Raw genomic sequence first — 18,664 nt, 5'->3', positions numbered from 1 at the left:
CTCAACGCTTCGTCAGCGCATCCGACAGGCGCGTCCAGGCCGCCTCTCCGTCGCAAAGCCCAAAGCGCAGCCAGTCCGGCCGATGCGCGAAGGGGCGACACAGAATACCGTGTCGCGCCAGATGCTCGAAGATGGCCGGCGCGTCCGGCGATCGGGCGAGCCGGAACAGCGGGGTGCCACCGACGATGTCGCAGCCTGCGCCGATGAGCAACTGGTCGAGACGCCGACTCGCGCGGCTCAGGTGCAGCGTCTCGCCGGAGAGCCAAGCGGTATCGCAAAGCGCGCGGATGCCGACCTCGATCGCGGGACCCGAAACGGCCCAGGGTCCGAGGGCCGTCCGGATCTGCCGCGCCAGATCATCCGACGCCACCGCGAAACCGAGCCGCAGGCCGCCGAGCCCATAGGTCTTGCCGAACGATCGCAACACGAGGGCGCCAAGGTCGGGCAGCGTTGGGATGAGGCTCATGTCCGGCTGGACCACATCCATGAAGGCTTCGTCGACCACGAGGAGCCCGCCGCGCGCGGACAGTGTGGTGGCGAGCATCCGGAGTTGCTCCGGCGCGACCAGCCGCCCATCGGGATTGTTCGGATTGACCACGACCGCGACGTCGACTGTCGCAAGCGCGTTGATGTCCTCGACCGTGACGACCTCCGCCCCGGCGGCGCCCCAGGCCTGCTGGTGCTCGCCATAGGTGAAACCGAGGATTCCGACGCGACGGGCGGGCCGGAGACGCGGCAGCCATTGGATCAGCGCCTGCGTGCCCGGAGCCGCTACGACAGCGGCAACCTCCTTTGCGCCGTAAGCTTCGGCGGCGGCGGCTTCCAGACCCGCCAGGGCGTCGAGCTCAGGGAGACGGGCGAAGCCATCCGGCGTGATCGTACCGATCGGGTAGGGGCGCGGGTTGATGCCGGTGGACAAGTCGATCCATGGCAGCGGAGCGCCCGGAAACAGGTTGCGCGCCGCGGCGAGGTCGCCACCGTGTTGCACCAACCGCCCGCCCTCCACTCTGCTTACCACCATCTCAGCCATGATGTTTGAACCCACGCTCCCAGTGACATGCGCGGCCCTCGCGATCGAGGCGGCGTTCGGCTATCCGGATGTCGTGTATCGCAGCATCGGCCATCCCGTCACCTGGATGGGCGCGCTGATCGGCTGGCTCGATCGCCATCTCAACCAGTCGAACGCCTCGTTCGCAAAACGGCGCACCGCCGGTGTCGCGGCCCTGATCCTGCTCTTGGGTGCGACGGGCGTCGTCACGGGCCTCGTCGTCGCAGTCGTGCCGGGAGGCTGGGCCGGATTCGTGCTTGTGGTTATCCTTTGTGCCAGCCTGCCGGCGCAGCGCAGCCTCGACACGCATGTCCGCGCTGTCGCAAGCGCGCTCGAGACGGGCGGTCTTGCGGCGGGCCGCTCCGCCGTGTCGATGATCGTCGGCCGCAATCCCGAGACGCTAGACGAGGCCGCGGTCGCCCGGGCCGCGATCGAGAGCCTAGCTGAAAATTTTTCCGATGGGGTCGTGGCGCCGACGTTTTGGATGGCGGTCGCGGGATTGCCGGGCGCCGCGCTCTACAAGGCCGCCAACACGGCCGACAGCATGATCGGCCATCGTAACGACCGCTACGCCGCCTTCGGCTGGGCAGCGGCGCGGTTCGACGATCTCGTCAATCTGCCAGCGTCGCGTTTGTCGGCCCTCTGGCTCGTGCTCGCGGCGGCGCTGACCGGCCAGGATGCGGCGGAAGCGTCGCGCGCTGTGTTTCGCGATGCGCGCCAGCACCGTTCTCCTAATGCGGGCTGGCCCGAGGCCGCCATGGCGGGCGCGCTCGGGCTTCGGCTCGGCGGCCCGCGCGTTTATGGCGCTGACCTGATCGCGGATGGCTATATGGGGGCAGGCCGGGCGGATGCGAACGCCGCCGATATTCGGCGCGCCTTGCGGCTCTATCGTGTCGCATGCGGCGTTCAATATGCGGTGCTGCTGATGCTCGCGCTCATCGCGCGAGGCTGAGCAGCCGGTCGAGATCGAGATGGCGTTCGAGGTGAGCCGCAAGGGCGTCCAGCACGCGCTCGACATCGGCCTCGTAGTTGAGCGTCGACGGAGCCGCGCCAAGCCGCGACAGCCATTCGGAGCGCTGCCTGTCGTCGGCGAACAGGCCATGCACATAGGCGGCCGACACGCGGCCGTTCGGCGAGGTGGCGCCATCGGGGCGGCCGTCCTCGAAGCGCAGCATCGGGCGTTCGCAGTCAGGGCCTTGCGTGCGGCCCATGTGCATTTCATAGCCCTCGAAGGCCGCGCCTCCATCGACCGATCGTCCGGCCACACGCCGCAACGTCTTCCGGCCGCCAAGGACGGTCTCCACGTCCAGCAGCCCGAGGCCGACGGCGGTGCTCGGCGGTCCCTCGACACCCTCCGGATCGGCGATGCTGCGGCCGAGCATCTGGTAGCCGCCGCAGAGGCCGAGAACGCGCCCCCCGCGCCGCGAATGAGCCAAGATGTCGATGTCCCATCCGAAGCGCCGTAGATCGGCGAGATCCGCGATCGTGGCCTTAGAGCCCGGCAGGATGACGAGATCGGCGAGCGGAAGGGGATCGCCCGGCCGCACCATGACGACGGTCACGCTCGGTTCGAGCCGCAGCGGATCGAGATCGTCGAAGTTGCTGATGCGCGGCAATGTCGGCACCGCGATCGTGACGGGGGCTCGATGATCGCGCGGCCCGGCCGCCCTCGCCGTGAGTGCCATTGCGTCTTCGGCCGGAAGGCGCGAGGCCTCGTAAAAATGCGGCACGAGGCCGATCGCGGCCCAACCGGTGTGCTGCGCGATCAGATCCATGCCGGATGCGAACAGGCTCGGGTCGCCGCGAAATTTGTTGACGATAAAACCCGCCACCATAGCGGCGTCGGCAGGGTCCAGCACCGCCTTGGTGCCGACGATTTGGGCGATCACGCCGCCCCGATCGATATCGCCGAGCAGCACGACGGGAACGTCGGCGGCCCGCGCAAAGCCCATATTGGCGATGTCGTTGGCCCGCAGGTTGACCTCGGCGGCGCTGCCCGCGCCTTCGACGAGGACGAGATCCGCCTCCGCGCGCAGCAGGGCGAAGCTCTCCTGAACGGCGCTCATCAGACGCGGTTTCCAGCTTTGGTACTCGCGCGCTTTGGCGTTGCCGATGACGCGACCCTGCACCACGACCTGGCTGCCGATCTCGCTCTGCGGCTTGAGCAGAACCGGGTTCATGTGCACAGTCGGCGGAACGCGGCAAGCCCGCGCCTGCAACGCTTGCGCCCGCCCGATCTCGCCACCATCCGCCGTCACGGCCGCATTATTCGACATGTTCTGCGGCTTGAACGGCAGCACGCGAAGGCCGCGCAGCGTGAAGGCGCGGCAGAGCCCCGCCACCATCAGGCTTTTCCCGACATCCGAGCCGGTGCCCTGCACCATCAGGGCGCGCGCCGTCATGGTCAGAACTCGATGCCGGCCTGAGCCTTCACGCCGGCCGCGAAGTGATGCTTGACGATCGTCATCTCGGTCACGAGATCGGCCGCTTCGATCAGGGCTGGTTTGGCGTTTCTGCCCGTCACGACGATATGCAAGTCTGGCCGCCGAGCCTTTAGCGCCGCCACGACGGCCTCGAGCGGCAGGTAATCGTAGCGCAGCGCGATATTGAGTTCGTCCAGCACGATCAGCCGGATCGCGGGGTCGGCCATCAGGTCCACGGTCTTCACCCAAGCGGCCTCGGCGGCGGCGACATCACGCGCGCGATCCTGCGTTTCCCAGGTAAAGCCCTCGCCCATCGTATGCCAGCGGACCTCGGGAAACCGCTCCAGGATCATGCGGCGCTCGCCGGTGTCCCACGCGCCCTTGACGAATTGCACGACTCCGACCGGCCAGCCGTAGCCGAGCGCGCGGAGCAGCAACCCGAAGGCGGCCGTCGATTTGCCCTTGCCGGGGCCAGTATGGACGATCAGCAGACCCTTCTCGGTGATGGTCTTCGACGCGACCTCGGCATCCTGCACCGCTTTGCGATTGGCCATTTTGGCCTTGTGGCGGGCGTCCGGATCGGGGCTGGATAAGGCGGAATCGGGGTCGGTGGTCATGACGCATTGATTAACAGAGCCGGCCTGTCCGGTCACGCGCCACACCGGTTTCCAGGCGGCGGTCGAGACGATCGGTTTGCCTTACTCCGCCGCCAACGATGTTCCGCTCGCGGTCAGCGCATCGCAGATGTCGTCGACGACGCTCTCGACCAGATCCTTGTTGTCGCCTTCGCCCATCACGCGGATCACCGGCTCGGTGCCGGAGGGGCGGATGAGCAAGCGACCGGAGGCCGCAAGCCGCGTGCGCTGCTTCTCGATCATCTCGGCAATGCCTGGCTGCGACAGGACCGTGCCGCTGACGCGCACGTTCTTGAGGATCTGCGGCAGCGGCTCGAAGCGATGGCACACCTCGCTGACTGGTTTGTTGGAGCGCTTGACCACGGCCATGACTTGAAGGGCCGCGACGAGCCCGTCGCCCGTCGTCGAATAATCCGACAGAATGATGTGGCCCGATTGCTCGCCGCCGACGTTGTAGCCATTTTGACGCATGTGTTCGAGCACATACCGATCGCCAACCGCGGTGCGGACCATGCCGAGCCCGACCCCTTGCAGGTAGCGCTCCAACCCGAGATTGGACATCACGGTGGTGACGAGGCCGGGCTTGCTGAGGCGGCCGTCCTCCATCCAGCTTTGCGCGATCACAGCCATGATCTGGTCGCCGTCGATCACATTGCCCTTTTCGTCGACCATGAGGAGCCGGTCGGCGTCGCCATCGAGCGCGATGCCGACATCGGCCCGCATTTCGCGGACCTTGCGGACCAGGGCGTCGGGCGCGGTCGAGCCGACATTGTGGTTGATGTTGAAGCCATCCGGCTCGATGCCGATCGAGAACACCTCAGCGCCGAGTTCCCACAGCGCTTCCGGTGCGACCTTGTAGGCGGCCCCATTGGCGCAATCGAGCACGATGCGGAGGCCGTCGAGCGACAGATTGCGGGGCAGGGTGCGCTTGGCGAATTCGATGTAGCGGGCGTGCACGCTCTCGATGCGCTTGGCACGGCCGAGATGTTTCGATTTCGACAGCCGCGATCCAAGATTGCAGTCGAGCAGGCGCTCGATCTCGGCTTCGACCTCGTCCGATAACTTGAACCCGTCTGGCCCGAACAGCTTGATGCCGTTGTCCTCGTAAGGGTTGTGCGAGGCCGATATCATCACGCCGACATCGGCCCGCATCGAACGCGTCAGCATAGCGACGGCCGGGGTCGGGACTGGGCCGAGCAGCATCACATCCATGCCGACCGAGGTGAAGCCGCCCACCATCGCATATTCGATCATATAGCCGGAGAGGCGCGTATCCTTGCCGATCACGACGCGGTGGCGATGATCGCCGCGCTGGAACAGCAGCCCGGTCGCCTGACCGACCCTCATGGCGAGATCGGGGGTGATCAGGCCGTTGGCGCGTCCGCGAATGCCGTCCGTCCCGAAATATTTCCGCCCCATGCGTTCTAGCCTCCGCGACCCGATCTCGACGATGTCAAACTATGCGGCACGATAGCCGAAAATTAAGCCGCATAGGTTCACATTTTGTAAATCCCTTTAACATCGACGGCCGCTCAGCTTGTCTATGGCCATCGGAGCCGACACATGAGGGCGAGGGAGATCGACCATGCAAAATGATTCGGTGCGAGAGGTCGAGTTCGGACACGATCGGCGGCCCCCTTCGTTGGCCTACCGCTTCTTCGGCGGCCCGCCGGTGACGGTGCTGATCCGGCTGATCTTCATCTGCCTCGTGGTCGGGGCTTTGCTGATGTGGCTCAATGTCGAGCCGATGGAGGTCGTTCGCGGCGCTCTGCGCGCGGGCGAACGCCTCTGGGCCATGGGGTTTGACGCGTTCGGGCAGGCGGGTCGCTACGTGCTGGCCGGAGCCGTCATCGTCGTGCCGATCTGGTTCGTGATGCGGCTGCTCACGATGCGCGGCGCGCGCTGAGCTCTGCGCCGATCGCCTCGGGTCGGGAGTTCGCCGCCGCTGTGCCGATGCGTTCGGCCAGCACGGCGGCGATGAGGCCCATCAGCGCCGCGAAGGAAAGCCAGACGCCCGGCATGGCTTTATTGTCGGTCACGTGGATCAGCCAGGTGCAGATCGCCGGTGTGAAGCCGCCGAAGATCGCGGTCGCCAGACTATAGGCCAGCGAGAAGCCGGCGCTGCGGACATCCGCGGGCATCAGTTCGGTCAGATAGACCACCATGGCGCCATTGTAGCTGCCATAAATGAATGACAGCCAGAGTTCGACCGCCAGCAGCCGCTCGAACGAGGGTGCGGCCGTCAGCCACAACATCACCGGATAGGCCGTCACGAGGGCCAGCAGCGTGAAGCCGATCAGCAAGGGTCGACGGCCGATGCGGTCCGACAATGCGCCCATGACCGGCAGCCAGAACAGGTTCGAGACCCCGACCAGCAGCGTCACGATCAGGGCCGCCATGGCGTCGAGCTTGAGCGTGTCCTTGCCGAAGGTCGGCGTGTAGGCCGTGATGAGGTAGAACGACACCGTCGTCATCGTGACCAGCATGGCGCCGACCAGCACGATCGGCCAATTGGCCGCGACCGACCGCCACACATCCGACAGCGATGCGGTGCGCTTTTTCCGGGTTGCGAATTCGGCGGTTTCCTGCAGACCCGAGCGGAGCAGGAACAGGATCGGGATGATGAGACAGCCGAGCAAGAGCGGCAGGCGCCAGCCCCAGTCGTCCATTTGGGCCGGCGTCAACTCCTGCTGGAGCGCGACCCCGAGCAGCGCCGCCACGATGACGGCGACCTGCTGGCTAGCCGATTGCCAACTGACATAGAACCCTTTGTGGCCGGGCGTGGCGATCTCGGCGAGGTAGACCGACACGCCACCCAGCTCCGCCCCGGCCGAGAAGCCTTGCAGCAACCGGCCCGCGAGCACGATCAGGGGCGCCGCGATGCCGAGCGTCGCATAGCCCGGCGTCACCGCCACCGACACGGTGCCGACCGCCATGAGGCCCAATGTGAGCAGCAGGCCCGCGCGGCGGCCATGATGGTCGATATAGGCGCCGAGCACGAGCGCGCCGAGCGGCCGCATCAGAAACCCGACCCCGAAGGTCGCGAGCGACAACATCAGCGAGGCGAACGCGTCATGGCTGGGAAAGAAGGCTCGACCGATCGCCGCCGCGTAATAGGCGAAGACGAAAAAGTCGTACATTTCAAGGAAATTGCCACTCGCGACCTGGATCACGGGCTTGATCTGCTGCCAGCGCGTCGCGCCCGCGTCTGCGGTCATGGTGTCGTCTCCTCCCCGTGTCCTGGTGGTCATCTTAGAGCGAGACGCCTTGGAAGGGAATCCGCTTGGGGCGCGCACCATCGCCCCCGTCGAGCTGCCTTGTGCCGCTCGCGCGCGCTCAAAACCGAAGACGCGCCGATGCGTGTCGAGGGCGGCTGAGGCCAGGCGCCCTGCGACCGATTAGCTCCCGCTTGGCGCCGTCACATCGGTGTCAGCAAGTCAGGTGATGCTCTACCCACTCGGTCGAACCGTTGCGGCTGCGGGGGACGAAGGCGCGAGTTGGAGGGACGCTCATGACTGACGCGACCGTAAGCCAAACGCCATCCGCCAAAACCGTGCAGGGCTGGATCGACGAGCGTCCGATCTGGCCGGACGGCACGAGCCTTCCGTCCGTCCCCATGACATCGATGCAATGGTTGATTTGGGGGCTGGCCGCAGCGGGCAAGTTCTTTGAAGGCTTCGTTGTCTTTATGACCGGTGTCGCCTTGCCGCTGCTCTCGGCCGAGTTCCACATCGGCGCCGCCGAGCACGGGATCATCAGCGCCGCGAGCTTGTTCGGCATCTTGATCGGCGCTGTCGCGCTCGGGGGATTGTCCGATCGGTTCGGCCGCAAGCCGATGTTCATCATCGAGATGGTGATCTTTGTCGTTTTTCTCGCGGCGCTCTGCGTCGCGCCGAATTATTACCTCCTTGTCATCTTCCTGTTCGGCCTCGGCTTGTCGCTCGGCTGCGACTATCCGACGGCCCATATGATCATTTCCGAGAGCATTCCGAGCCTCATGCGCGGCAAGCTGGTGCTCGGTGCCTTTGCGTTCCAGGCCGTGGGTGCGCTGGCCGGAACGGCGGTCGGCTACGGGGTCCTGGCGACCTTGCCCGAACTCTCAGCGTGGCGCTGGATGTATGCCTCCGCGCTTATCCCAGCCATCCTGGTGCTGATCGGCCGTTTCTACATCGTCGAGAGCGCCAATTGGCTGTTCGCGCGCGGTGAAGCACAGCGTGCCGAGGCAGCCGTCAAGCGCCTGCTCGTCCGCACGCCCCAATATCCGACCGATATCAAGCTGATCACACGCGACGGCGCTTCCGTCTCCGGACACGGGGGAGGCACGTCCTATGCGGCGTTGTTCAATAAAACCAACCTGCGGGCCACCATCCTGGCATCCGTACCCTGGTTCCTCCAGGATCTCGGGACCTATGGCATCGGTATTTTTACGCCGACCATTCTGGCCGCCGCCGTCGGGGCCAACGCCGACCATGCCCGGAGCGTCGCCGACATCATCGCCAACGACATCACGGCCGCCAAAGGCGCGGCCCTGATCACCACGCTGCTGATCGTCGGCATTATCTTTGCGGTCCTGCTTGCCGACGTGGTCGGCCGTATCCGGCTGCAGGTGCTGGGATTCGTCGGTTGTGCCGCGGGTCTGCTGCTCGCCTCGTTCTCGTCGATGGTGTCCGGAGGGGCCAGCACGCTGCTGATCTTTGCGGGTTTCATGCTGTTCAATTTCATGACCAATCTCGGCCCGAATGCGCAGACCTACCTGCTCGCCGGCGAGGTGTTTCCAACCGCCATCCGTGGCAAGGGCGCGGGCTTCGCGGCCGCCTTCGCCAAAGTCGGCGCGGTGTTGACCGCCTTTCTGTTCCCGATCCTGCTGACCAGTATCGGAACGACGGCGCTCCTCTATGGGCTGATCGTGACATCGATCCTCGGAGCCATCGTGACATGGCTGTTCAAGATCGAGACGACGGGCATCAACCTCGACGAGTTGGAACAGCAATGAATGGGTCTCACGGGAACCGCGACATGGTTCTGAACCATACGACTGCCGCGCTCGCCGCAACGATGTTGGTCGCATCGACGCTCATGGCTTGCGCCCCGGCTCATGCCGAGACCGCTCTGACCGAGACGGGGTCGACGCTGATCTTGCCGCTGTTCAAGACATGGGCGGCCGATTACGCCGCATCGCATCCGGGCGTGACGATTGCGACCGCCGGAACGGGATCGGCCAAGGGGATCGCCGATGCGGTCTCAGGAACGGTGAGCATCGGCACAGCCGACGCCTACATGTCGGATGACGATGCGCTCGCGCATCCCGAGATCGTCGACGTGCCGATGGCGATCTCGGCCCTGACCATCAACTACAACCTTCCCGACGTGACGGGCTCGCTGAAACTGGATGGGCCGACGCTGGCCGCGATCTACGCCGGCGTGGTCCGCTTTTGGGACGATAAGGCGATCGCGTCACTGAACCCTGGGGTCAGCCTCCCCCATCATGAGATCGTGCCGGTCCACCGGGCCGAAGGATCGGGGGACACGTTCGTATTCACCCAATATCTCTCCTTCACGACCGCCGGGCGTGACGAGGATACCTCGACGGTCATCCGGCTACCGGGCGCGGCTTGGGGCGACCAAACCGGCTTCGGCACCTCAGTGGCATGGCCGAAGGTGCCGGGCGACCGCGATGCAACTGGAAACGACGGGATGGTCGCAACCATTGCCGCAAGCCCCTACTCGATTGGTTACGTCGGCGTCAGTTTTGAAAAGCAGATCGAGGCGGCGAAGCTCGCGACGGCCTCGGTCAAAAGCTTCGGCGGACAGTTTCTCCTGCCGACGCCCGAGACGATCGAGGCGGCTGCTGATGCGCTGACGCCGCGCACCCCCGATGACGAGCGTCTCACCCTCGTCGATGCGCCGGGTCAGAACTGCTACCCGCTGATCAATTACGAATATGCGATCGTCTCGACAAAGCAGAAGGACAAGGTGACGGCAGCCGCCATCCGCAATTTTCTTCTTTGGGCCATTGCGCCCGACGAGGCCAACAAGAAGACGCTCGACGACCAGCATTTCGTCGAACTGCCGGCTCATGTCTGGGTGAAAAGCCACGATCAGATCGCGGCGATCGAGTAGCCGGTGGCGTCCTGCAGGATCGTGTGATCAGCGGCCGTGCGGTGGGCCAAGGCCAGTGGATGGAGCGTCGTGATTGGGCTGCTCGCGGGGCTGGCCTTCGTCTCAGTCTGCTCGGCCGAACAGCCGCGACTGCCACCGCTACGGGTCGCCGTTTATGATGTGCCGCCCTACGGATATGTAGAGCCGGACGGGTCGATCGCGGGCGTCAGCGTCGACCTCTGGCGCCGCGTCGCGGAGCGTCTCGAGAGAACCTTCGAACTGACGCCCGTTTCGGACATGGACGCCGTTCTTGGCGGACTGGAACAGAATCGGTTCGATGTCGCGATCGGCGCGATCACGATTACGCCGGAGCGCGATGCGCGCGTCGATTTCTCCTATCCGGCGCACCGGTCCGGGGTCGCCGTTGCGGTTCGCAAGGCCACCGGCCCCCTGTCGGCCGTCATGGCCTACGGGGCCGCAGTCTCGGACCTCGGCATCATGTTCTTGGGCATTTTGCTTCTGCTGATCTCGGCAGGGTTCGGCATGTGGCTCGTCGAGCGCTCGAGCCGATCCGCCGACCATGGAGAATCGGCCATTACGACCTTGCGCGATGGCCTGTATTGGGCTGTCGTGACCATGACGACGGTGGGCTATGGCGATAAGACGCCGAAGACCAACTCCGGTCGGATCATGGCGACGCTCTGGATGTTCGGCAGTCTGATCCTCGTCTCGCTGCTGTCGACGAGTCTCGTCTCTCGCCTGACGGCCGAGCGGGTGGAGGGGAACACGGCGGGTTCGACGATCGACCTCGAGGGGCGACACCTCGCGGCCGTCGGTCAATCCTCGGGCGCCGAATATCTCGAGGGCCTCCGGCTGCCCTACACGCGATACAAGAACCTGCCGGAGGCGCTGGACGCCGTCGCCGACAATCGCGCCGATGCCGTCGTCAACAGCGTCGGCGCTCTCACCTATGGCGTGGCCAAACGATATTCAGGGCGGCTCGAGATGCCGCGTGGCCTGCTGGCCCCCGCCTATATGGCGTTCGCGCTGCCGCGGGGGAGCGCACTCAAGGGGTCGATCGATCAGGCTCTGATCAGAATCACGAGCGGCCCCGAATGGATCGCGATCGAGCAGAGCTTCTTCGGTCGTTGAGGCAGCGGCCCGACCGGTGCTCCGCACCCTCGCAGGCCGTCGGCGTCTCAGGCTACGCGGCTGAGCGTCGCCCGATCGCCGTTGAGCGAGCGGCCCATTGCATTGGTGTACCACTCGACGAATTGCGCCACGCCGCCTTCGTCCGGCTCGAGGTAGGGGCCGGGCTCGTAGGCAGGCGAGTTGATGCCGAACTGGTTGTCTTCGACGACGCGGCGATCCTGATCGTTGGTGGCGTTCCACACCGCCGTCAATTCGTCGAGATGGTAGTCGACGCCTTCCTGGGCATCCTTGTGGACCAGCCATTTGGTCGTCACCGCCGTATGAGTGGCGTCGATCGGCAGCACCCGGAACGAAATAGCATGGTCGCCCAGCACGTGGTTCCAGGTGGTGGGATAGTGGAACATCAGCATCGTGCCGATCTGCGGCGTCGTGACATCGTCGCAGAGCGGCCGAGCGACGGCCGTCTTGCCCGACATGGTATAGCTCTCGACGCCCTCGATCAGCGGCGCGCGGGTGTGGCGAAACTGGCCGGTCGGGTTGATCACGAAGGTCGAGGGAAGGCCGGCCGCCTCGCACTTATCCCAATGCGCCTTGATGACCGGATCATCCATGGCGCCCGTCACGCCCGTGACGGTCGGAGCCTCGGGGAAGGTGCGGCATAATTCCGGATGGTTCGCGGCACAGTGGTAGCATTCGCGGTTATTCTCCCACACGAGCTTCCAATTGCCGTTCTCGACGATGGTGTTCTGGGTCGCGATCTTGACGTCGCCGCCGAGCTTGTGTGGAGCGAGATAGGGGAGCGCCTGAGCGCGGAACGGCGCGAAATCCGGCGCGTTCTGGGCGACGCAGACGAAGATATAGCCGCCGACCGTTTCGCAATGGGCCTGCTTCAAGCCATAGCCGGATTTGTCGAAATCCGCTGCGGCGTGGCGGGCGCGGAGCAGCGATCCGTCGGTGTCGTAGGACCACTGGTGATACGGGCAGACGAGCCGCTTCGAGGAGCCGTGCTCGGTCTTGCAGATGATCGACCCGCGATGGCGGCAGGAATTGTGGAGGGCACGGATCTCGCCGTCCCGGCCGCGGATGATGATCAGCGGATAGGCGCCGACCTGCATCGTGAACCACTGCCCTGGCTCGTTGATTTCGATATCGTGACCGGCGAACAGCCAGTCTTTGTACCAGATGTTCTCCATGTCGAGCTTGAAGAATTCCGGGTCATTGTAGAACGGCTGCGGCAGCGAGAAGCCGACCTTCCGGTTCTTCAGAAGCGAAATCATGTCTTGGCGTGCGGTCATGGCTGGCCCGGCGGGTTGGTGCGTTCCCGTCGAGGGAACCACGAACGTTGGAACATGTCCAAAGCGTAAAGGTCATGGACCCATGCCGCCGTCGCAAGGGCGTCGCGTGGTTGTGCGAAGGCGACCTCGTTGTCGGCCGTTGCGGAAGCGCTATGCCGCTCGTCGGAGCATCCCTATGATGATCGGAACGCGCTTTCATCATCGAACGGATGAGCTCCCTCCCGTGACCAAAACCATTTCCGAGCCTGCGCGCGAGATCGATGTCATCCACAACACCGACGTGTTGGTCGTCGGCTCCGGCCCCGGCGGTTTAGCGGCGGCTCTTGCGGCGGCCCGCACCGGTGTCGAGGTCGCGCTGGTGGAACGTTTCGGATGTTTCGGCGGCAACATCACGGCGGTCGGGGTCGAGGGCTTTGCCTGGTATCGTCACGAGGCGACGATCGAGGCCGGTGGCATCGGGCGGGAGTTCGAGGACCGCGCTAAGGCCATGGGGGCGGCCGTACCGGAAAGCCAGTCGCTGAGTTTCGAGCTCGATTCCGAAGGCTTCAAGCTCGTCGCCGACCGGCTTGTCGGCGAAGCTGGCGTGCGGCCGATGCTGCACCGTCAATTCGTCGCGCCGATCATGGAGGGCAAGACGATCGTCGGCATCATCACGGAGTCGAAGGCCGGTCGCGAAGCGATCCTGGCCAAGCGGGTCATCGATGCGACCGGCGACGCGGACGTGGCTCACCGGGCGGGCGCACCGACCCATAAGACGCCGAAGGAACAGATGCAGGCCGCTTCGGTCATGTTCCACCTCGCCGGCGTCGACAAACGCGCCTTCATGGACGGCGTGCGGGCCGACCCGCAGACGTATCGCGACTGGTCGACCGGCGAATGGCAGGTCGAGACCGACGGCAAGGAGGATGCCATGTTCTCCCCCTTTCTGGGCAAGCCCTTCGCCCAGGCGATCCGCGACGGCGTTTTACCGGCCCATCTCAACACGATCTCGGGCACCTGGGGCGCGGCGCACGATAGCGGCGAACTCACCTATATGAACCTCGTCCACCTCGTGGAATGCGACGGGACCGATCCGGACGACCTCACCGCCTTCGAAATGGAGGGGCGTAGCCAGGCCATGGCGGCCATCGAGGTGTTGCGCCGCTACACGCCCGGTTGCGAAAGCGCGCGCCTTCGTAATTTCGGCATGACGATCGGGATCCGCGACACGCGCAAGATCGACGCGGTGTATAATTTGACCGAGCGGGACGTGAGGCACGAGGGCCGTTTCGAGGATTCGATCGGCATTTATCCTGAATTCATCGATGGCTACGGCATTCTCATTCTGCCGACGACCGGGCGCTACATGCACGTGCCGTATCGGGCCATGCTCCCCAAGGGCGTGCAGGCGCTGCTGGTTGCCGGCCGCGCGATCGGTGGCAGTCGGGTCGCTCACGCGGCGACGCGGAACATGGCCTGCTGCGCGGTGGCTGGGCAGGGGGCAGGCGTGGCGGCCGCGATCTCGGTTCGCAGCGGGCGGGCGCTCGATGCCGTCAATCTCGCGGATGTGCAGGCGGAGCTCATCCGCCAGGGCGTGCGCCTGCATTGAGGCGATCACGCCAGGGATTTGTAGAAGATGGTGGTCGAGGCCAGTTGTCCGTTCGGTTTGAACGCATGGCCCGGAACTACGCCGATCTCGCTCCAGCCGCACCGTCTGTAAAGAAGGTCGCCGGCACTGCCGGTTTCGGTGTCGAGCATCAGCAGCGTGCGACCGGCTTCTGCTGCAGCATTCTCAGCCACCTCGAGCAGCCTGCTGCCGAGTCCCTGCCGCCGCGCCGACGACGCCACCAGCATCTTGCCGATATCGGCCCGATGCCGCGCGTTCGGCTGTTGCGCGAACATCAGCAGCACGGTGCCGACCAGCCGCGTCCCGTCCGCGACGAACAGGCGTTTATGATCGGCCTTGAGGCCATCGATCTGATCGCGCCAGAAGCGTCGGGCCTCGTCGAACGAGACATCCGCCATGAAGTGGACCGAGGCACCGCCCTCGACGGCGTCGACCAGGATGTCGGCCAACTCGTCGATCCGGGCCTCCGCTTCGACCGGATCGAGCCTGCGGATCGCGATCGGCGATGCCCCAGGGGCAGCATAGTTCATGATCGTGGCGCTCCCTGCGCGATGATGACGGCGTAGCGGATCGGGCGCTCCGTCGGGTTGTGGAATTGGATCGGTCGATCGAAGCGCATCCACAGGCAGTCGCCGGGATCGAGCCGAAAGACCTCGTCGCCGAGCGACATCTCCAGCGTGCCCTCAAGCACCCAGACCTGCTGATCTGTGCCGGCAAGCCGCTGGGCATCGAAGGCCACGCGGCCGCCGGGCGGGAACTCGACCTCGATGATATCGACCGTCGACCCGGTGCCGAGCGGCGAGACGCTCCGGCGAAGGTAATGGGTCGCCGGATCGCGCCATGTCGGTTGGTCGTCACGCCGCGACAAGGGGCGCGCCGGGGTCGCGGCTTCGGCGAAAAGGGCCGAAAGCGTCACATCGAGCCCGACGCAGATCTTCCCGAGAAGCTGCGCGGTGGGGCTCGATTCTCCGCGTTCGATGCGCGACAGCATCGCACGGCTGACCTTGGCCGATTGGGCCAGATCCTCGAGTGTGAGATTGCGCGACGCGCGCAACTGCCGGACGCGTTGTCCGATCTGGATGTCGATCGACGAATCAGCGATACTCATATAGTAGATAATATATCCACTATGATGGAACGCAAGAATAATCCCGCCGTCGTTTGCGCGAAGACGCCTGCGGGCGCCGTCGACATGTTGCGCCCGGTCGCCCCAGCGGCTACTCCCCCGCAGACATTCACCGGACACCGACACCTCATGACCGACATGCCGCCCGATCGTCTCTCGATCAACCCGAACAGCCCGCACTATGACGACGCGATCCTCGAACGGGGCGTAGGCATCAAGTTTGATGGCAACGAGAAGACCAATGTGGACGAATATTGCGTCTCGGAAGGTTGGGTGAAGTTGACAGCCGGCAAGGCCAAGGACCGGTTCGGCAATCCGATGACCATCAAGCTGAAGGGGGTCGTCGAGCCCTATTTCCGCACCCCGGAACAGCAGGCCACCGCCGAAGCCGAGTGAGGCATCACGCCTCGGCCCAAGTCGGTGCATGACGTTACGTCCCGCCTCGGTTAAGTTGCTGCGCCGCGCGTCTGCGGATGAAGCGAGGCTCCATGGTTGTGCGGGTCGCCACGGTGGCGTTCGAAGGCATCGAGGCGCGTCCCGTCGACGTGCAGGTGCAGATCGCCAACGGCTCCGTGGTCTTCATGATTGTGGGCCTGCCCGACAAGGCGGTTGGGGAGTCGCGTGAGCGGGTCCGCTCCGCGCTGACCGCGTCCGGATTGGCGCTGCCCGCCAAGCGCATCACCGTCAATCTCGCGCCCGCTGATGTCCCCAAGGAGGGTAGCCACTACGATCTACCGATCGCGCTCGGCATCATGGCGGCGATCGGCGCTATCCCGGCCGATGCGATCGCCGGTTATACGGTGATCGGCGAACTCGCGCTCGATGGCACCATCACGGCTGTCGCAGGTGTGCTGCCGGCCGCTGTCGCGGCCAATGGCCGGGGCCATGGGCTGATCTGCCCGCGTGCCTCTGGGCCTGAGGCCGCCTGGGCCAGCCGCGACCTCGATATTCTCGCGCCCGCCTCTCTCATTGCGCTCGCCAATCATTTCAAGGGCACGCAGGTCTTGAGCCGGCCCGAACCGGCGATGCGGCAGAAGGGGATCGGCGGGGCCGACCTTCGGGACGTCAAGGGACAGGAAAGCGCCAAGCGGGCGCTGGAGATCGCGGCGGCTGGGGGCCACAATCTGTTGATGAACGGGCCGCCCGGCGCTGGAAAATCCATGCTGGCGGCGCGGCTGCCCTCGATCCTACCGCCCCTGACCCCGCGCGAGTTGCTCGAAGTCTCGATGATCCACTCGGTCGCCGGCCATCTCAGCGGCGGTGAACTCACCGAGCGTCGGCCGTTTCGCTCGCCGCATCATTCGGCCTCGATGCCCGCGCTTGTCGGCGGCGGGGCGGGCGCCCGGCCCGGCGAGGTGTCGCTCGCTCATCACGGGGTGCTGTTCCTCGACGAGTTTCCCGAATTTGCGACGACGGTTCTGGATAGCCTCCGCCAGCCGATCGAAACCGGCGAAGTGTCGATCGCGCGGGCCAATCATCGCGTCACCTATCCGGCGCGATTTCAACTGGTGGCCGCCATGAATCCGTGCCGCTGCGGGCATGCGCTCGAGCCCGGTTATGCCTGCAAGCGGCAGCCGAACGAGCGCTGCATGGCCCAATATGCGGCGCGGCTCTCCGGGCCGCTGCTCGACCGCATCGATCTTCACATCGAGGTTCAGGCCGTGACGGCGGCCGATTTGATGCTACCGCCGCCGGCCGAAGGGTCGGCCGAGGTCGCGGCTCGCGTCGCCGCTGCTCGCGCCATGCAGACCGCGCGCTATGAGGCGTTGGGAATGCCGGAGGTGTCGACCAATGCGGCTGCGCCGGCTTCGGTGGTCGAACGGGTCGCCAAGCTCGATGCAAAAGGCCTCGATCTGCTCCGGCAGGCCAGTGAAAAGCTGCGGCTGACGGCACGCGGCTTTCACCGTGTGCTGAAGCTCTCCCGAACCCTCGCGGATCTCGACGGCTCGGGCGAGGTCGGCCGGGCGCACCTGGCCGAAGCGCTCTCGTACCGCGCCAACGCCGATCGGCGGTGATGGCGTGACGCGGATCTCGTATGGCGCTTAGCGGACACCGCCCGAGACGACGAGCGTCTCGCCTGTGATCCAGGCCGAGTCGGAGGAGGCGAGGAAGACCGCGACCGGCGCGATATCGCCCGGTTGCCCGGATCGGCCGAGCGGGGTCTGCGACACCGCCTGCTTCTCGAACTCGCTCCCGATGAAGCCGGCCGTATGCGTGCCTTCTGTTTCAACGATGCCAGGGTTGATCGAATTGACCCGGATGTTCTTCGGTCCGAGCTCCTTGGCAAGGACATGCGTGATGGCATCGACCGACGCCTTGGTGGCCGTATAGATCGCCGACATGGGTGGCGTGATCCGGCTCACGACCGAACCGACATTGATGACGCTGCCGCCGCCCGCGCTGAAATGCTTGACGGCTTCTTGCGTCGAGAGCAGCAGGCCGAGCACGTTGATGTCGAATTCGCGGTGGAATTCCTCAGCCGTAATCGCTTCGAGCGGGCTGAACGCGTAGACGCCCGCGTTATTGACCAGGATATCGAGCGATCCGAAAGCCGTCTTGGCCTCGGCGAAAAAGCGCTTCACGTCGTCGAGCTTGGAGACGTTGCCCTGTACCGCAACGGCTTTGCCGCCCTTGGCGACGATATCGGCCACGACCTTCTCGGCTCCGGCGCGATCCGACGCATAATTTACCGCGACCGAAGCACCTTCCGCCGCAAGAGCCTTGGCGATGCCGGCTCCAATCCCCTTCGACGCACCGGTTACGACCGCGACCTTACCCGTAAGCTTGCTCATTGTCCGTCTCCTGACATAGGTTGATGGTAAGACAGTTAGATAAGCATCGAAGCGTTACAAGTCCGCGCACCGCGTTTTATCGCGTCCAGCGGAACCGATCGTCACAGCAGCGAGAGTTGGCGGCGATAGGCATCGAGGATGTCGCGCTGCAGGATCATCTTCATGAACTTGCCTTCGCGCACGACCCGGATGAGACCGGCGGTTTCGAGTTCCTTGAGATGATGAGACATGGTCGCGGGGCTGACCTGATGCGACCCGATGAGACATGTACAGGCCGTCGGCTCGTCGGATCCGGCGATCTGCTTCAGGATCTCGTACCGCCGTGGCTCCGCCAACGCGCGCGAGATCACACCGAATTGCCGATCCGTCAGGCCATTCTCCATCGACATCGCTTGGTTCAAAGCTTTCTCCTGCGGGGGGTATACCCCTACGTCTCCGGCTTTAGTTAGCGTCGGGAACCACTTTCACCAAGATGCCGGAACACGACG

General features: G+C 65.1%; 18 protein-coding genes. 8 read left to right on the top strand and 10 right to left on the bottom strand.

Annotated features, from left to right (window positions below):
• Position 1 precedes the first annotated feature (1 nt).
• Entirely contained in the window at positions 2-1,030 is a 1,029-nt protein-coding gene (gene cobD / locus LGH83_RS09400; RefSeq protein ID WP_227401558.1) for a threonine-phosphate decarboxylase CobD, read from the bottom strand.
• On the opposite strand from cobD, the gene cbiB reads away from it, so the two are divergent.
• Entirely contained in the window at positions 1,029-2,000 is a 972-nt protein-coding gene (gene cbiB, locus LGH83_RS09395) for an adenosylcobinamide-phosphate synthase CbiB (RefSeq protein WP_413771129.1), read from the top strand. The genes cobD and cbiB overlap by 2 nt on opposite strands.
• Here the strand turns inward: cbiB and LGH83_RS09390 are convergent.
• The 3 genes from LGH83_RS09390 to glmM form a co-directional block, all read right to left on the bottom strand.
• Positions 1,984-3,450: a cobyric acid synthase gene (locus tag LGH83_RS09390; protein ID WP_227401557.1), complete on the bottom strand. Its 1,467-nt coding sequence runs from the start codon at positions 3,448-3,450 to the stop codon at positions 1,984-1,986. The two genes, cbiB and LGH83_RS09390, sit on opposite strands and share 17 nt — an antisense overlap.
• A 2-nt stretch (positions 3,451-3,452) precedes the next feature.
• Positions 3,453-4,088 carry a cob(I)yrinic acid a,c-diamide adenosyltransferase gene (gene cobO / locus LGH83_RS09385; protein ID WP_227401556.1) on the bottom strand — a complete coding sequence of 212 codons (636 nt, stop codon included), beginning with the start codon at positions 4,086-4,088 and terminating at the stop codon, positions 3,453-3,455.
• A gap of 81 nt (positions 4,089-4,169) precedes the next feature.
• A complete protein-coding gene (gene glmM, locus LGH83_RS09380) occupies positions 4,170-5,525 on the bottom strand; it encodes a phosphoglucosamine mutase (RefSeq protein ID WP_227401555.1) in 1,356 nt (451 codons plus the stop codon).
• Positions 5,526-5,691: 166 nt separating this feature from the next.
• On the opposite strand from glmM, the gene LGH83_RS09375 reads away from it, so the two are divergent.
• Positions 5,692-6,012 carry a DUF6460 domain-containing protein gene (locus tag LGH83_RS09375; protein WP_227401554.1) on the top strand — a complete coding sequence of 107 codons (321 nt, stop codon included), beginning with the start codon at positions 5,692-5,694 and terminating at the stop codon, positions 6,010-6,012.
• Here LGH83_RS09375 and LGH83_RS09370 read toward each other — a convergent pair.
• Positions 5,990-7,324 carry an MFS transporter gene (locus LGH83_RS09370; protein ID WP_227401553.1) on the bottom strand — a complete coding sequence of 445 codons (1,335 nt, stop codon included), beginning with the start codon at positions 7,322-7,324 and terminating at the stop codon, positions 5,990-5,992. The genes LGH83_RS09375 and LGH83_RS09370 overlap by 23 nt on opposite strands.
• Before the next feature lie 293 nt (positions 7,325-7,617).
• On the opposite strand from LGH83_RS09370, the gene LGH83_RS09365 reads away from it, so the two are divergent.
• From LGH83_RS09365 to LGH83_RS09355, 3 genes are read left to right on the top strand one after another with little or no spacing between them, the layout of a single operon-like run.
• Positions 7,618-9,099, top strand: coding sequence for an MFS transporter (locus LGH83_RS09365; protein WP_227401552.1), 1,482 nt, complete (start codon positions 7,618-7,620; stop codon positions 9,097-9,099).
• Between the two features lie 23 nt (positions 9,100-9,122).
• The gene (pstS, locus tag LGH83_RS09360) at positions 9,123-10,226 is read left to right on the top strand and encodes a phosphate ABC transporter substrate-binding protein PstS (protein WP_227401551.1); all 1,104 of its coding nucleotides are present in this window, start codon (positions 9,123-9,125) and stop codon (positions 10,224-10,226) included.
• A 36-nt stretch (positions 10,227-10,262) separates the two neighbouring features.
• Positions 10,263-11,357 (top strand): transporter substrate-binding domain-containing protein, encoded by a 1,095-nt coding sequence (locus LGH83_RS09355; protein ID WP_227401550.1) that lies wholly within the window; start codon positions 10,263-10,265, stop codon positions 11,355-11,357.
• A gap of 47 nt (positions 11,358-11,404) precedes the next feature.
• Here the strand turns inward: LGH83_RS09355 and LGH83_RS09350 are convergent, their stop codons facing one another.
• Positions 11,405-12,652 (bottom strand): aromatic ring-hydroxylating oxygenase subunit alpha, encoded by a 1,248-nt coding sequence (locus tag LGH83_RS09350; RefSeq protein WP_227401549.1) that lies wholly within the window; start codon positions 12,650-12,652, stop codon positions 11,405-11,407.
• Between the two features lie 223 nt (positions 12,653-12,875).
• On the opposite strand from LGH83_RS09350, the gene LGH83_RS09345 reads away from it, so the two are divergent.
• Positions 12,876-14,240, top strand: coding sequence for an FAD-dependent oxidoreductase (locus LGH83_RS09345; RefSeq protein WP_227401548.1), 1,365 nt, complete (start codon positions 12,876-12,878; stop codon positions 14,238-14,240).
• Positions 14,241-14,245: 5 nt separating this feature from the next.
• On the opposite strand, the gene LGH83_RS09340 is transcribed toward LGH83_RS09345, so the two are convergent.
• Positions 14,246-14,788: a GNAT family N-acetyltransferase gene (locus LGH83_RS09340; protein WP_227401547.1), complete on the bottom strand. Its 543-nt coding sequence runs from the start codon at positions 14,786-14,788 to the stop codon at positions 14,246-14,248.
• Positions 14,785-15,366 carry a helix-turn-helix domain-containing protein gene (locus tag LGH83_RS09335; protein WP_227401546.1) on the bottom strand — a complete coding sequence of 194 codons (582 nt, stop codon included), beginning with the start codon at positions 15,364-15,366 and terminating at the stop codon, positions 14,785-14,787. The genes LGH83_RS09340 and LGH83_RS09335 overlap by 4 nt, the downstream gene beginning before the upstream one ends.
• A gap of 147 nt (positions 15,367-15,513) precedes the next feature.
• On the opposite strand from LGH83_RS09335, the gene LGH83_RS09330 reads away from it, so the two are divergent.
• Both LGH83_RS09330 and LGH83_RS09325 read left to right on the top strand, forming a co-directional pair.
• On the top strand, positions 15,514-15,780 hold the full coding sequence (locus tag LGH83_RS09330) for a DUF3297 family protein (protein ID WP_227401545.1): 267 nt from the start codon (positions 15,514-15,516) through the stop codon (positions 15,778-15,780).
• A gap of 92 nt (positions 15,781-15,872) precedes the next feature.
• A complete protein-coding gene (locus LGH83_RS09325) occupies positions 15,873-17,399 on the top strand; it encodes a YifB family Mg chelatase-like AAA ATPase (RefSeq protein WP_227401544.1) in 1,527 nt (508 codons plus the stop codon).
• Positions 17,400-17,426: 27 nt separating this feature from the next.
• Here the strand turns inward: LGH83_RS09325 and LGH83_RS09320 are convergent, their stop codons facing one another.
• Complete coding sequence (locus LGH83_RS09320) at positions 17,427-18,176, bottom strand: SDR family NAD(P)-dependent oxidoreductase (protein ID WP_131113172.1); 750 nt, start codon at positions 18,174-18,176, stop codon at positions 17,427-17,429.
• Positions 18,177-18,277: 101 nt separating this feature from the next.
• A complete protein-coding gene (locus tag LGH83_RS09315) occupies positions 18,278-18,577 on the bottom strand; it encodes an ArsR/SmtB family transcription factor (protein WP_227401543.1) in 300 nt (99 codons plus the stop codon).
• Positions 18,578-18,664 lie beyond the last annotated feature (87 nt).

The sequence above is a fragment of the Lichenihabitans sp. PAMC28606 genome (genome assembly GCF_020616535.1).
GTDB classification, from domain to species: Bacteria; Pseudomonadota; Alphaproteobacteria; order Rhizobiales; family Beijerinckiaceae; genus Lichenihabitans; species Lichenihabitans psoromatis.
The sequence above is the reverse complement of the archived record's forward strand: the minus strand, read 5'-3'. Positions and strand labels throughout refer to the sequence as shown.

Excerpts from the sequence above, each read along its gene's own strand:
- cbiB (WP_413771129.1), top strand. The coding sequence starts at position 1,029 with ATGATGTTTGAACCCACGCTCCCAGTGACATGCGCGGCCCTCGCGATC.
- glmM (WP_227401555.1), bottom strand. The coding sequence starts at position 5,525 with ATGGGGCGGAAATATTTCGGGACGGACGGCATTCGCGGACGCGCCAAC.
- cobD (WP_227401558.1), bottom strand. The coding sequence starts at position 1,030 with ATGGCTGAGATGGTGGTAAGCAGAGTGGAGGGCGGGCGGTTGGTGCAA.
- LGH83_RS09320 (WP_131113172.1), bottom strand. The coding sequence starts at position 18,176 with ATGAGCAAGCTTACGGGTAAGGTCGCGGTCGTAACCGGTGCGTCGAAG.
- LGH83_RS09370 (WP_227401553.1), bottom strand. The coding sequence starts at position 7,324 with ATGACCGCAGACGCGGGCGCGACGCGCTGGCAGCAGATCAAGCCCGTG.
- LGH83_RS09325 (WP_227401544.1), top strand. The coding sequence starts at position 15,873 with ATGGTTGTGCGGGTCGCCACGGTGGCGTTCGAAGGCATCGAGGCGCGT.
- LGH83_RS09335 (WP_227401546.1), bottom strand. The coding sequence starts at position 15,366 with ATGAGTATCGCTGATTCGTCGATCGACATCCAGATCGGACAACGCGTC.
- pstS (WP_227401551.1), top strand. The coding sequence starts at position 9,123 with ATGGTTCTGAACCATACGACTGCCGCGCTCGCCGCAACGATGTTGGTC.
- cobO (WP_227401556.1), bottom strand. The coding sequence starts at position 4,088 with ATGACCACCGACCCCGATTCCGCCTTATCCAGCCCCGATCCGGACGCC.
- LGH83_RS09365 (WP_227401552.1), top strand. The coding sequence starts at position 7,618 with ATGACTGACGCGACCGTAAGCCAAACGCCATCCGCCAAAACCGTGCAG.
- LGH83_RS09330 (WP_227401545.1), top strand. The coding sequence starts at position 15,514 with ATGACCGACATGCCGCCCGATCGTCTCTCGATCAACCCGAACAGCCCG.
- LGH83_RS09390 (WP_227401557.1), bottom strand. The coding sequence starts at position 3,450 with ATGACGGCGCGCGCCCTGATGGTGCAGGGCACCGGCTCGGATGTCGGG.
- LGH83_RS09350 (WP_227401549.1), bottom strand. The coding sequence starts at position 12,652 with ATGACCGCACGCCAAGACATGATTTCGCTTCTGAAGAACCGGAAGGTC.
- LGH83_RS09375 (WP_227401554.1), top strand. The coding sequence starts at position 5,692 with ATGCAAAATGATTCGGTGCGAGAGGTCGAGTTCGGACACGATCGGCGG.
- LGH83_RS09340 (WP_227401547.1), bottom strand. The coding sequence starts at position 14,788 with ATGAACTATGCTGCCCCTGGGGCATCGCCGATCGCGATCCGCAGGCTC.